The 12,115-nt window shown below is 68.2% G+C and carries 14 protein-coding genes and 2 pseudogenes; 7 read left to right on the top strand and 9 right to left on the bottom strand.

The features are described 5' to 3' along the window. Positions 1-81 precede the first annotated feature (81 nt). Both ABD120_RS05725 and ABD120_RS05730 read right to left on the bottom strand, forming a co-directional pair. On the bottom strand, positions 82-612 hold the full coding sequence (locus ABD120_RS05725) for an ATP-binding protein (protein ID WP_343948632.1): 531 nt from the start codon (positions 610-612) through the stop codon (positions 82-84). After that, positions 612-1,322, bottom strand: a complete 711-nt coding sequence (locus ABD120_RS05730) for a hypothetical protein (RefSeq protein WP_343948633.1) — start codon at positions 1,320-1,322, stop codon at positions 612-614. Before ABD120_RS05730 ends, ABD120_RS05725 begins: the two co-directional genes overlap by 1 nt. 309 nt (positions 1,323-1,631) lie before the next feature. Here ABD120_RS05730 and ABD120_RS05735 point away from each other — a divergent pair, with 309 nt between their 5' ends. Beyond that, positions 1,632-2,414 (top strand): GntR family transcriptional regulator, encoded by a 783-nt coding sequence (locus tag ABD120_RS05735; RefSeq protein ID WP_343948634.1) that lies wholly within the window; start codon positions 1,632-1,634, stop codon positions 2,412-2,414. A gap of 349 nt (positions 2,415-2,763) precedes the next feature. Beyond that, a pseudogene (locus ABD120_RS39700) lies at positions 2,764-2,850 on the top strand (DUF397 domain-containing protein); the annotation flags it as partial. A gap of 310 nt (positions 2,851-3,160) precedes the next feature. On the opposite strand, the gene ABD120_RS05740 reads toward ABD120_RS39700, so the two are convergent. Both ABD120_RS05740 and ABD120_RS05745 read right to left on the bottom strand, forming a co-directional pair. Beyond that, positions 3,161-4,291 (bottom strand): methyltransferase domain-containing protein, encoded by a 1,131-nt coding sequence (locus tag ABD120_RS05740; RefSeq protein WP_343948635.1) that lies wholly within the window; start codon positions 4,289-4,291, stop codon positions 3,161-3,163. 23 nt (positions 4,292-4,314) lie between these two features. Then, positions 4,315-5,250: a radical SAM/SPASM domain-containing protein gene (locus ABD120_RS05745; protein ID WP_343948636.1), complete on the bottom strand. Its 936-nt coding sequence runs from the start codon at positions 5,248-5,250 to the stop codon at positions 4,315-4,317. A gap of 192 nt (positions 5,251-5,442) precedes the next feature. On the opposite strand from ABD120_RS05745, the gene ABD120_RS05750 reads away from it, so the two are divergent. From ABD120_RS05750 to ABD120_RS05770, 5 genes and pseudogenes are all read left to right on the top strand, one after another. After that, positions 5,443-6,807, top strand: coding sequence for a helix-turn-helix domain-containing protein (locus ABD120_RS05750; RefSeq protein ID WP_343948637.1), 1,365 nt, complete (start codon positions 5,443-5,445; stop codon positions 6,805-6,807). Positions 6,808-7,119: 312 nt separating this feature from the next. Further along, positions 7,120-7,521, top strand: coding sequence for a hypothetical protein (locus tag ABD120_RS05755; protein ID WP_343948638.1), 402 nt, complete (start codon positions 7,120-7,122; stop codon positions 7,519-7,521). Between the two features lie 174 nt (positions 7,522-7,695). Then, a pseudogene (locus ABD120_RS05760) lies at positions 7,696-8,064 on the top strand (HD domain-containing protein); the annotation flags it as partial. Positions 8,065-8,252: 188 nt separating this feature from the next. Further along, the gene (locus ABD120_RS05765; protein WP_343948639.1) at positions 8,253-8,435 is read left to right on the top strand and encodes a DAK2 domain-containing protein; all 183 of its coding nucleotides are present in this window, start codon (positions 8,253-8,255) and stop codon (positions 8,433-8,435) included. After that, positions 8,428-8,883, top strand: coding sequence for a PTS-dependent dihydroxyacetone kinase phosphotransferase subunit DhaM (locus ABD120_RS05770; protein ID WP_343948640.1), 456 nt, complete (start codon positions 8,428-8,430; stop codon positions 8,881-8,883). The genes ABD120_RS05765 and ABD120_RS05770 overlap by 8 nt, the downstream gene beginning before the upstream one ends. Before the next feature lie 122 nt (positions 8,884-9,005). Here the strand turns inward: ABD120_RS05770 and ABD120_RS05775 are convergent, their stop codons facing one another. From ABD120_RS05775 to ABD120_RS05795, 5 genes are all read right to left on the bottom strand, one after another. After that, complete coding sequence (locus tag ABD120_RS05775) at positions 9,006-9,206, bottom strand: hypothetical protein (RefSeq protein ID WP_343948641.1); 201 nt, start codon at positions 9,204-9,206, stop codon at positions 9,006-9,008. A gap of 131 nt (positions 9,207-9,337) precedes the next feature. Beyond that, complete coding sequence (locus tag ABD120_RS05780) at positions 9,338-10,231, bottom strand: phosphotransferase family protein (RefSeq protein WP_343948642.1); 894 nt, start codon at positions 10,229-10,231, stop codon at positions 9,338-9,340. A gap of 125 nt (positions 10,232-10,356) precedes the next feature. Then, a complete protein-coding gene (locus ABD120_RS05785; RefSeq protein ID WP_343948643.1) occupies positions 10,357-10,704 on the bottom strand; it encodes a glycine-rich domain-containing protein in 348 nt (115 codons plus the stop codon). Between the two features lie 224 nt (positions 10,705-10,928). After that, positions 10,929-11,777: a helix-turn-helix domain-containing protein gene (locus tag ABD120_RS05790; RefSeq protein WP_343948644.1), complete on the bottom strand. Its 849-nt coding sequence runs from the start codon at positions 11,775-11,777 to the stop codon at positions 10,929-10,931. A 9-nt stretch (positions 11,778-11,786) separates the two neighbouring features. Beyond that, the coding region (locus tag ABD120_RS05795; protein WP_343948645.1) for a DUF6879 family protein at positions 11,787-12,115 on the bottom strand (329 nt) is incomplete at its 5' end.

The following is a 12,115-nucleotide window of genomic DNA, read 5'->3' on the forward strand; positions in this document are numbered from 1 at the left end:
CGTACCTCGATGGCGGTGGGCCACCCTGTTGGTTCGGCCGTCCCTCGCCTCAAGAGGGGGCGGGCCGACGTCTCGGACGGCTCAGGCCGGCCACCGGAACGGGCTGCTGAACGAAGGGGCGTTGAGGTCCCCCCGGAACGGGCTGCTGCCGGGGCCGGGAACACCCCACAGGCGGAGACCCAGAGACGGTCTCGCGGCTGGTGCGAGGTCGGGAGGGCCCCGGAACTCGAACCAGACCGCCTTGCCGCCACGCTCGGGCAGCAAGTAGGAGCCCCAGCCGACGGCCACGGCCGCCACGATGGCCAGGCCACGGCCACCCTCACCCTCGACGTCGGCCTCGGCAGGGACGGGAAGGTCCGGCGAGCGGTCGGTGACCCGTCCGGCGGCGAAGCCGGAGATCACCTGCATCCGCAGCTCGATCGGTGGGAGGCCGTGGACGACCGCGTTGGTCACGAGTTCGGAGACCACGAGCGTCGCGTTCTCGACCAGTTCGTCCGGCCAGCCGCGCTTCTGGAGCACGTCGCGGACCGCGTGACGCGCCGTCCCCACGGCCTCGGGCGTGTGAGGCAACGCCAAGGTGAGAACACTCGGCCGCTGTCCGGTGGTGGCCATCACCCGGAGACCTCTCCTGCGACTGCGGACTGCGCCTGCTGGTGCCATCCAACGGGTTCAGGCCGGTTCGGTGGGAAGGTCCGTCCTCGGTGATCACGCTTCCGGTGTGACATGTCCGGTGCGTGGGCGCGGGCCGTCGCCCTTGAGGGGCGCGCTCGCGAGAAGGCGCCCGATCGGTCGGCCGACGGCCGCCCCAGGACCGGCCGCCGGCGACCGCCCGACCGTAGCGGTGACACGGCGATCCGATCGACACCGTCACGGCTCGGAGCCGGCGACTCGGCAGAACGAGGCATCGGGCGCCGCACGGCAGCCACCTCGACATCCGGGATCGTGACGGCCGTTGCGACGGCCTGGCCTTCGAGAGGCTTCGCCTCGACCTGAACCGCATCCACGTCGTCGGCGGCAGCCTGCTCGGGCGCAGGCGCGCACACGTGCTCGCGGCGGAACTCAGCCGCCGACATCCGACGCCGGTGCAGACCGAGCGCCGTATACAGGTGGAGCCGCTCGGCCATCAGCACGGCCGACGGCACCTCGTACTCGTGGGCGCCCACACTGGAACAGCCGTGGGCGTAGGGCGGGTGCCCGCACACCTCGCACCCCATCGCCAACGGCGGATCCTGAAGCGAGAAACACGACTCGCGGACGACCGGCTCGGCGGGCGCCTGGCGGCGGCGCGCGTGGCGGGGGGCGAGTTCGGTCAGGATGGCCACTACGCCGCCTCCGTCACCTTGGCGCCGTAGAGGGGGGTCCACACGAGGGTTTCGGGGGCCGCGTGGTCGAGCCCGACCATCAGCGTGGCCGTGCAGCGGGCATGGAAGACTTGCTCATGAGTCGGGTTCCCTTCAGGTAGCGACTCGCGCGGCCTCGGTGTTGGAGCACCGGGGCCGCACTCGTTGAGATTCGGGCACTAGGCCCATAAAGTAAGTGACGGATAGCAAGAGCTGTACGTCACTTACGTTAGGCGCGTCGCTAACGCCCGTCAAGCAAGTGACGTACAGCAGTTGACGTACGGTGGTGACATGATGAGCGAAAGCCAGATCCCGCCCTCGCGCCGGATCGCCGACGACCTGCGGGCGGACATCAAGTCCGGTCGCCTCCCACCCGGCTTCAAGCTGCCCGGCATGCGGGTACTCGCCGAGCGGTACGGCGTCACCCAGAACCCGGTTATCAAGGCGATCGGCATACTCAAGTCCGAAGGCCTGGTGACGACGATCCACGGGTCGGGTGCGTACGTGCGCCAACCGCACCCCGTCCGCCGCCTGGGCCCCGACCGATACGCGCGCCACCGCTGGCAGCACACCACCGTCGAGGCCCAAGCTGACGACAAGCCCGGCAGTTCTACGGTGACCCAGCAAGGCGGCCAGACCCAGGATGTCGCTCTGGTAGAGGCCACCGATCGCATTGCGGCCGCACTCGGCATCAGCCCTGGTGACCTGGTCTACGAACGCGCCCGGGTGATGACCCGCGACAACGTGCCCACCCACACGATGGCGAGCTACTACCGGCAGGCCGATGTCGAGGGCACCGCGCTCGTCGACCCCCGCCCAGGAATTGCCGGACCCTCGGGCGGCTTCCAGGTCCTCACCGATCGCGGACTGCCTCCGCACGAGATCACCGAGGAACTCGCCACACGCATGCCGACAGCCGAAGAAGCGCTGTTGCTGGACTTGCCGGCGGGCGAACCGGTGATCGAACTGCATCGCATCACTCGTACCGCCGATGGCCGCCCCATCGAGTACGCCTGTGGCATCCACGCGGGCAGCCGCTTCTCCTGGTCCTACACCTTCCAGATCCCCGACTGAGTCAAAGACTTGGCGCTCCGCGACTCCCTGGCGCATGAGACCGCCTGCACCCTGCGTGCCAGCGGAGACCACCGCAGCGCTGTCCGTCAGCTTCGTCGCAGCGTTCGCATTCGGGGTACGGCATTTCGCCGCACCCGCGCGGTTACGTTGGGCTATCTGGGGCCGCTCAGCTGTCGGTGGGCGAACTCGATCAGGCATGCGCCACATGGGATACAGCGCTGCAGGAAGGCATCTACTCCGGGCGAGCCCGGCAGACCGTGGTCACCGTGCGCACTCTACTGTCGCCCTACCGGCGTCGTCGCATCCCGACAATCGTCGATCTTGATGCCCGCACTGTGACGTCCGCAACAACAAGGGCCGAGGCGGTCCCGTGCTGACCTTCACCCCTGGCGGGTGGAGAGCCTTCCTGGCCGACATCCGCGACGGGAATCTCTGACGCATCGGTACGTACGTGAGCACGACGAGGCAAGCTGCTGGTGCCTGACCCAAGCAGCCACCGGAGCCCGGCTGTCCGCACCCAAGGGTGAGAGCCGACTTTCGCGGCCGGGTCACGATCGCGCTTCGGGGCGCTGGGCGGTGATCTCCGTGCGGTTCACGGCGAGCCCGGCGGCGGCCAACTGCGCGGCGATGGTGTCGGGCATGAGTTTCGACACCCCGCATCTGGATTTGCGGGTGAATGCGGCTACGCTCCCTGGACTGTCGCCTGCCGTTCGGCAGAGTTGTCCAAGGCGCGTGGCTGCGACCGACTATTGACCAAGAGTGGCCGACCATCGGCCACGCCGAAGAGTGATCGTCCCGTCCGGCGTAATCGTTGCTCGGGCACCTCGGAACGGCAGTTCGCCGCTCCTGAGCCAGAAGTCGCGGATCTGGTCGAGCACGTCCCACAAGCGGCGCGGGCCGGACTGGTGTATTCGCACCTGGCCATCACGCTCTACGGCGCGGGCCCAGGAACCGTCTCCGTGGGTCATCACCGCGACCTTGCGCCCGTCGTGTTCGACGTAATGGTGCTCGACGCCAGGCGCGAGGATGCTGACCATGGTGTGGACATCCCACGCCTCTACCACGTCCAACACCGGGAACCGACCGGGCTCGACATGTTCCCCGTCCTCCACCAGCGCCCGTTCACGCAACGCCAGGTCCCGAGGCGGGTAGTCGAGACCGGTACGAGTGTGCATGAACGCGGCCTGGTCTCGCTCGACCCGGCCCGCCGCGGTGCCGTCGTCGCGTTTCTCCGCGGTGAGGATGATCCCCATGTCGACAAGCGTGGTAGCCAGCCGTCCCCCAGTTGGGAGAGCCTCCAACCAGGAAGGTGGGACGGTCGGCATGGAGACCATCGCGACGATGCGGTCCCACTGGCCGTCGAGCGAGCCGACAGCATCCCCAGTGACCACGCGGGGCCGGTAGCCGAGCGTCTCCAGCCGAGCGGCAGCGGTGTCGTTCAAGTACTGGTCGACATCGATGGCTGTCACACGGGAATCGCCGAGCCGAGCGCACAGGAGCGCCGTGCCGTACCCACTGCCGGTCCCAACGTCCAGGACGGTGTCGTCGTCGGCGATGGACGCGTGCCGGTACATCTGCACGACCAGGCTGGGCAGCGTCGAGGAGGAGGTGGGACGAGCCGTCATGGTCGTATCCGGTTCGGCCTCGTCGGCGTGTAGCGGCCCGATCTGGGTGACGAGCGTCCGGTCGCGGTAAGCCACCGACCGCCACACCTCGACGTCGTCGTGGCCGCACCGTAGCCGCCAGCCGCCGTCACCGGCCGCCCACCAGTTCGGGACGAACACGTGGCGGGGTGTGCTTTCGACGGGGGCACGCCAGCGGGAGCCCGGCGGCGTCGCTGCGGCGGCGAGGGTTACGGCTTCCTGTTTCCAGTCCATGACCGAGTATGGGATCGCGGCGATCACTGGTCGCCACTCCGACGGGCCGGCAATGCGGCCGGGATGGTCGGAAGGATGAGCGCGTTGCTTTCGCAGATGGTTTCGGCAGGGGCACAGTCGTTCCCGTCCGAGGCGGGATTGCAATCGCGGCCCACCTTTCGCGGCACCTGCCCGAGGAGCTCTGCCCACGTCTCTCCGGACAGGATGGACGCGAGCGGTGCGGTGCGGACGTTCCCAGCGGAGGGCAGGAAGCGGGACAGGACGCACATGCGCACGTCGCCGTCCCAGGAGACGGCGGCGCGTCCGTCGCCGCATTGGCCGCACAGCTCGGACGTGACCGACTCCATGCTCATGGCGGCGGTGGCGCGGCCGACCGCCCGCATCCGGTCGATCGGCCCCACCCTGGGCACGCCGAGCTCGGTCATCTCGGCGTGCGCCTCCTGGGCGCGCTGACCAGGGTCGCCGAGGTCGACAACGCTGACCTTGAGCGGGATGCCCAGCTCCAGCGCGCGAACGATGTTGGCGCGAGTGCGAGCGTGAGAGCCGTCTCGGCCGGTGATCTTGTCGTGCTCGGCGGCCACATCGCTGTAATAGCTCGTGGCCAGCGTCACCCGAGGCTGGGTGTAGAGCCCCCACTGGGGCTCGGTGACGCGGTACAGGTTGGAGTACACCTGCACCTGGAGGCCGACGCTGAGCGCATACCAGGCCAGCGGCAGGAAGTCGGGGAGCATGGTCGGCTCGCCACCGATGAGCTGGACGGTCTCGACCCCAGCGGACGGGGCCTCGTCCAGCAGTCGCTTCCAGTCGGTGACGGTCATGCTGCCGTGCCCCTCTGCCGGGCCCGCTCCCGAGTAGCAGTGCGTGCAGGCGAGCTGGCAGCGGTTGGTGAGCTCCAGTTCGAGGAACGCCACGGGAGCGAGCTCAACGGGGTCGGTCAGGTTGATAGCCGCTTCGGTCATTGTGGAGCCCTTCTGTGAGGTGCTCTTTCGGAGCGGTCTGGGCGGCCGGTCACGGTCTACGACACTCCTTCGCGGGCCTACGGGAAAGGCCGTTCACAACCCTCGTAAGATCGTTTGCAGGATCTGCAAAACTCTTCTCCGGCGTGCCTGCCAGAGCTACGGTGGAGTCCCCGGGACCAGGTCGGTGACCACATGCTGGAAGCCCCTGCACATCTGGCCGCCGAGCTCCGTACTGCGGTGGAAGCGTCGGATTTCCCCCGGATCGTCCGGCTGGCACGCTGGCGCGCGGGACTCACCCAACAGCAACTCGGCGCGCAGATGAACATCTCGGCGGCGACGATCTCCCGGCTGGAGACAGGCCGCCAACCACTGCACGACATCGCCATCCTGCGCACCCTGGCCACCGCGTTGGAAATCACTCCAGCCTGGCTGGGTTTGGCCGACCCTGGCAGCCCGCCGACCCCGCCGGGTAGTAGGAGCTCGGCAGGGGCAGCGCGTAGGGTGGCGACGACGTCGGCTGGAGAGGATCAGGAGGACCACGTGAAGCGCCGCCAGTTCCTCGTGGCCGGGACCGCGTTCCTGACCACCGCCTCCGACACCATCACCGGGCGTATCGAACAACTCCTGACCATCCCGAGCACGCCAACGCCCGCGACCGCCAGCCTGACCGGCCTGCAGACGCAGCTCGGCCGGGCGCGCTCGGCGATGGCCTCCGCCCACTACACCCGCCTGTCCGCGATGCTCCCGCCGCTTGTGCAGACGGCGGAAGCCGCCGCCACCGCGGCCGCAGGCCACGACCGGGACCGGATCCATGCCCTGCTCGCGTCCGCCTACGTGCTCACCGCCGAGCTGGCGACCAAGGCCGGCGGCGACGGGATGGCCTGGGTAGCCGCCGATCGAGGACTGCGTGCGGCCCGTACGTCCGGTGACGTCCTGGCCGTCACCGCTGCGGCCCGGCGGGTCGCGATCTCGATGCGCCGTCAGGGACGCCACGCTGCCGCCACCGGGCTGCTGGCCGACACCGCCTCCCGGCTGGACGCCGACCGAGGCGATGCCGTCCCCGACGTCGTCAGCGGGTACGTGACACTCCTGTGCACCGCCGCCTATGCCAGCGCACAGGCCGGGAACGCCTCTCAGGCCGAGGACTACATCCGGGAAGCGGAACGCGCTGCCACGCGCTTGCCAGCCTCGGTGACCGACGTGTCTGCGGTCACCGTCGCGACCGTCGCCACGTTCAGGATCGACATCCACCACGCGCTCGGAGACCCGCAGACGGCCCTCGCCCACGCTCACGGGGTCGACTTGAACCTGCTGGGCACGCCTGAGCAGCGCGCCCGCTACTGGATCGACACCGCCCGAGCCTGGCACACCCACGGAGATCGCGAGCGCGCCGTGGACGCGCTGTTGAGTGCGGAACGGACCGCGCCGGAGGAAGTGCGCCGACCGTCGGTCGCCGCACTGATCTCCACCCTGCGGTACGCGCCCGGCCCCGTCTCCTCAGCCCTGCACGCGCTCGCAGCACGCGCAACCACCACGAGCCCACCCCGCAGCTTCTAGCTGCGGTGCGAGGTGGTGGCTGCGCCGAGGGCCCGTCCGGCGTTCGTAGCAGCTTCTGCGCTCGCGCCATCACGGTCGACGGCATCGGATGTCCTCCTAGGTGCAGGTGCCACCGGGATATGGCGGAAACGGGCCACGCTCTTGATCGCCGGTCGTTGGACTCCCGGGTTCGAGCTGGGTAGTGGTGACTCGCCGGGGTTTGGGTTGCGTCGATCGATCAGACGGCGTACCCGAGGTTTGCGCGGGCGGACAATTGGTACCCCTGGGATGCTTCGTCCCTAGCGCTTGGCCAACAATCTGAGCAGGGGGCGGATGAGCGAGAACACTGAACTTGGTTGGCGCATTCTCCGAGAGACTGAGCAAGCTCATGAATGGCGCGAGCAGAACCCCGCTCTCTTCTTCGAGGAACTCTGCGCCGACCTTTGGCGCACAGACCCCGTCGATGAGGCTCTGGAAATCTTCAGAATCAGGGTCCGGAACGCCGCTTGGTGGGCCTCCGATGTCGTCGACTGTGTCGAGAAAGTCCTGATCGAACGACCGGAGTGGGCGGCCCGCACGCTGGAGCGCTCCGCTGACCTCTGGTTCGGCAGCCCGGCGGAGGAAACGCCTGAGCCCTACCTCACCTGGCTCGCCGAACGGGCGGTCGAACTACGCGCCGCGCTCGACGAAGAGCGCAGAGGGTCGTCTCGAAAGGGACGAAGTTCGATCATCTGACGAGGACCTCGTGGCGTGGACGTTTGTCGAGCCCGAGTAGTCGCCGCACGTTGTACGGCAGCGCGTAGAAGACGCCGGGCACGATCGTCTCGTCGACGCCCAGCGACGGGCGTTCGCCGGAGGTGTTGTGCTGGCTGGTGCGCCACAGGTGCGGTCGCGGGGGTCGGCAATCCCGAGAGCATCGCCGACCACTCGTTCCGGGCGGCGCTCATCGCCAGTGTGATCGCGGCGCTGGAGGGCGGCAATGCCGAGCGCGCCGCGTTCCTGAGCCTGTTCCACGACACCCAGGAATCACGAGTCACCGATATCCCGTACATCGGCAAGCACTACCTCCAGGCCACGGCGAACGAGCAGGTCACCGACGACCAGGTGGCGAATGCTCCGGAGCCGGTCGCGCGGATGATGCGGGACGCCGTGGGCGAGTACGAGCAGAAGACGAGCCTCGAAGCGATGTGCGCACGTGACGCCGACAAGCTCGAATGCCTGATCCAGGCGATCGAGTATCGGGAACAGGGCAACGCGAACATCCAACCGTGGAGCTGACGCGGCCACCGGAGCTCACCCTCTCCTGATCCCAGGCGTCCAACAGCCAACGGCTGTTCCTGGGTTCCTCGCCCGCGAAATTGGCGATACAGATGATCATGGAGAGGTCATCGCCGTCAGGTCATTCCTCCGGTTCCGTGATCCGGAGGCAGGCGACCGCACAGCACCCTGCCACGCAAGGAGATTCAGTGTTCGAGATCGGTTTCTTCCACCGTTGTGTGACGGCGACCACCGCTGCGGCAACGACGCCGTTACTGCCCCGCAAGAGGCGGACGTGTCATCGCGCGGAACGCACCCTCGGGCACCAGGATCCCGGTGCCACGTCCTCGGCCCAGCTGATCGTCGGCCTGGCGGAGGTGGCCGGTGCGTGACAGCAGGTACGAGGAAGGGATCGTCGGGATCGTGCTGGTCTCACAGAGCGCAGACGTGGTAGAGGCGGTGGCCAAGCTGGCCTGGAAGATCACGTCCCTCAACCCGGCGGGTATGCCGGTGGTCGGGGTGGGCGGCATGCCGCACGGCGAGCCCGGCGTCAGCCCGGAAGATATCTTGGAAGGGATCCAATCGGTGGACTGCGGCGCCGGAGTCGTGATCCTGGTCGACATGGTCAGCACGATCGGCGCCGTCAAGGTGGCGCTCGCGAACGGCGGCAAGCAACTCCCGGATAACACACGCCTGCTGGTGGACGCCCCGTTCATCGGTGGCGCGGTGGCAGCGATCCGCACGGCGGCATCAACAGGCGGCGACCTGGCGGCGGTGGAGGAGGCGGCGGTCACGGGCCGCTGGGGGGAGCCATACCCCTTGTCGGAAGACGTGAGGTGACGCGGCGGCATCCCGCACGGCAGATCGGACACCCCCAGGTATGAGCCGACGGCAGGAAGCCGCAGCGAGCCGACGTCGTCGCGATCTGGGAGCGCCGGGCAGGCCGTCCACGCATGTTAAGATCAGACGCGCGGGTCGTTCACCAGAGTGAAGCCGTCGGCGTCCTCGAAGGTCAGCGTGGTGACTGTGAACCGGCGCCCAGGCAGCTCGTTGATCGGCAGCCCTGTCTGCTCCGCTACCCGGGTGGCCGATACGGACAGGGGCGAACTCGCAGGGTGGAGCGGCGTCACGATCCGCGCGATATCGCCAACGGTGAGCAGCACCCGAATCTCTGTCATACGTCTATCTTCTCCAGAACACGGAGACGGGCGAACGTTCTCTGGGTCCTCGCCCTGCCCAGTTCAGGGCGGAGCGAGGACGGCGGCGCTGTGAAGGTGCGCCACTTGGCGTCGTGTCAGTTCGTCTGCTGGTACGTCAGCCAGGCGCGGCCCGCCTGCGCGGCTCGGGCGCGGGCCCGGCGCACTTCCTGTGGGCCGTACCGGGCCTTGTAACGGCGGAACAGCGTCCACGCCGCCGCCATCCCCGTCACAGCGTCGCGGGGAGCGGACCTCCACGCCGGGAGCGTGGACAGGAGCTCGTCGACGTCGCCCGGCCGGTGCCCGGCCTCGACGAGACGGGGCGCGAACAGTGCGGCCTCCAGCCAGCGCGCGCCGCGTGCGGCGAACGACCAGTCCACTACGGAGACTTGCTGATCGGTGACGAGCAGGTTGCCCGCACTGAGGTCGTAGTGCAGCAGCGTGTCGCCGCGCAGGTCCGACAGGTCCAGACGCTCGATCGCCACCTCGTACAGCCCCCGGTCGGGCAGGTCGCCGACCGGCCCGCCCAGCAGCCGCCTGGCCTTGACGAGCAGCGACGCGACGTTGCTCCCCACCGGCGTCGCACCGCTCGGGCACGGGGTCAGCACGGCTTCGAGCAGCACCATCGCATCGAGGACGGCGGGCAGGTCCAGAGAGCCGGGCGACAGGTCGGCGTGGCGGGCGCCGTCGACGTGCTGCCACACCATGACGTGCCAGCCCGCGACGGTGTCGGCCCACAGCATGCGCGGCGCGGGCGCCTCGCTGGGCAGGTTCCAGCCCGCCCACCGCTCGCGCAGGTGCAGCGCGGCCGCCTCGTGGCCGTCCGTGATCGCCTTGACGAACACCGTGCCGCCGTCCTCCAGGTCGAGGCGGGCGGCCACGCCCGGCATGATGCCCGCCGTAGCGCTGTCGGCCTTGAGCACCGGCCCGCACTGGGCCTGCACCGCGTCGGCGACGTCAGAGGGGAGTTCTTCCCAGGTGGGCCGGATCATGCCGGTGTCCCTTCGGTCGGGCTCGGGTCGTCGGCGCAGCCCGCGTAGCACTGGCTGCATTCGGCGGGCAGCAGCCACAGCTCGGGGCGGACGACGATACCGAGCGCGCGCATGGCGTTCACGGTCTAGCCCAGGCGGGCGGCCGAGCGGTCGCCGGTGCCGGGCTCGTCGGGCCGGTGGTGGATGAACCTGCCGGCGACCTTCGAGCAGAACCGCTCGTACTCGCGGGTGTAGGTGAGGAAGGTATGCCACCCGATGTCCACCTGCGGGGACGGGGTCAGCGCGGCGCCGGGGTTGCGGGCGCACGCGTACAGGAAACCCAGCGCCTGCTCCAGGACGGCTTCGGCGTCCTGGGACGGCAGGTCGCGGTCGGCCACGATACGGCTGGCCATCCGGGCGAACAGCTCCGGGGCGATCAACGTGCGTGGATCGACGACGCCAGCGTCGGACTGGGTCGGCGTCAACGAGATCATGAAATGCTCCTGTCGGAGACGGAGTCGGTGCGAACCGTGCTACGTCTGATGGCCAGCCGATCACCTCCTTCGGCTGCGGTGCGAGGTGGTGGCTGCGCCGAGGGCCCGTCCAGCGTTCGTAGCGCCTGGAGGGTCCGTACTGCTGAAGAGCACGCTTGATACGATGATTCCATGTCACATGGAATCATCGCAACGAGTATTCCTCATCAGATGGAATATGACTGTCAGCTGCCGGCGAAGTCTCCTGCGATGCGCTCCAACTCAGCTCGGCCCGCAGCGCCGAAGGACGCCACAGCCTCAAGGGCCGCGAACTGAACCAGGTACTGCTCGATGTCGCGCGGGTCCTGAATGTTGGCAGTCGCGGTCAGGATGCCGATGACGACCAGCCGATCATCGTAGATGTGGACCTCGTGACCTGGCATTACGCCGTGTGGCGCTGACGCTGTCCACGGAATGACGCCAACGCGGACGTTGGGTCGAGCCGAGATCTCCGTGATGTGTTCAATCTGCTCTGCCATCACCTGTGAGGATCCGGCCCGCCATCGGAGAGCTCCCTCCGTCATGACGAAGACGAAGCTCTTCGTCTCGTCGTCCAGTACACGTTGACGAGCAATCCGGGCGGCGACGTGCTTCTCGCGGTCGCTGTCGTTCATCGCGGTGCCCGCCATGTGACGTATGTAGGCAGGTGTCTGCAGGAGCCCCGAGACGTACGCCACCTGCAGGTCTCGGTACAGAGCCGTCTCCGCTTCGATCAGGGCGTATGCCTGCTGCTTGCGGTGCGCTCCGCGCCGGAGGACGATTCGTGCACTCTCCATCTCGTCGTGGAGCAGCTTCAGAAGATCAAGTACCTCGTCTCGCTGATCAGCGGTGGCGCCGTACGCTCGGCAAAGCGCCTCACCGTCGGCGAAGGACAGCAGCAACGCGCCATTTTCGATCTTCGATAGCTTCGACTGTGAGAAACCGGCCCGCTGCGCGGCCGCCGCACTCGTCAGCTGGCTACGCACTCGCATGCTGCGAAGCAGGTTGGCCAGCTTGTCTCGGGCGTACTGGGACGGCAGCGGGGTGGAGGACATGAAGGGAGTCTAGAGATTCGCGGCCCTGTGGTATTCGGGGTGGGCTGCCCACCACGGCTCGAAAGGAACCGCGACCGACATCAGCGCCTCACGGCTCTCGACGTGGGCGCTCGCCGAAGAATCCAGGGGTTCTGCTCCGAGAAACCGCCCCTCCATGTCGTAGTGCATCCGCAGCACATGACTGTCGTCCAGCAACCACCAGTCATGATCTACAAGCTGGTCGGTTGGAATCGGGGTCTTCGACGTATCGAGTATGTACACCTCGTCCCCTGCCGGAACCGTGAACGCGTACCCCCACTCGCACTCATACCTCAGGTAGGCCGACAGCGGCGGCGAGA

The sequence above is a fragment of the Nonomuraea longicatena genome (assembly GCF_039525605.1).
Lineage (GTDB): Bacteria > Actinomycetota > Actinomycetes > Streptosporangiales > Streptosporangiaceae > Nonomuraea > Nonomuraea longicatena.

What these genes read in the sequence shown, in the direction of transcription:
- ABD120_RS05790 (WP_343948644.1), bottom strand. Translation starts at nt 11,777, where the DNA reads ATGTCCTCCACCCCGCTGCCGTCCCAGTACGCCCGAGACAAGCTGGCC.
- ABD120_RS05735 (WP_343948634.1), top strand. Translation starts at nt 1,632, where the DNA reads ATGATGAGCGAAAGCCAGATCCCGCCCTCGCGCCGGATCGCCGACGAC.
- ABD120_RS05745 (WP_343948636.1), bottom strand. Translation starts at nt 5,250, where the DNA reads ATGACCGAAGCGGCTATCAACCTGACCGACCCCGTTGAGCTCGCTCCC.
- ABD120_RS05755 (WP_343948638.1), top strand. Translation starts at nt 7,120, where the DNA reads ATGAGCGAGAACACTGAACTTGGTTGGCGCATTCTCCGAGAGACTGAG.
- ABD120_RS05785 (WP_343948643.1), bottom strand. Translation starts at nt 10,704, where the DNA reads ATGATCTCGTTGACGCCGACCCAGTCCGACGCTGGCGTCGTCGATCCA.
- ABD120_RS05740 (WP_343948635.1), bottom strand. Translation starts at nt 4,291, where the DNA reads ATGGACTGGAAACAGGAAGCCGTAACCCTCGCCGCCGCAGCGACGCCG.
- ABD120_RS05725 (WP_343948632.1), bottom strand. Translation starts at nt 612, where the DNA reads ATGGCCACCACCGGACAGCGGCCGAGTGTTCTCACCTTGGCGTTGCCT.
- ABD120_RS05780 (WP_343948642.1), bottom strand. Translation starts at nt 10,231, where the DNA reads ATGATCCGGCCCACCTGGGAAGAACTCCCCTCTGACGTCGCCGACGCG.
- ABD120_RS05750 (WP_343948637.1), top strand. Translation starts at nt 5,443, where the DNA reads ATGCTGGAAGCCCCTGCACATCTGGCCGCCGAGCTCCGTACTGCGGTG.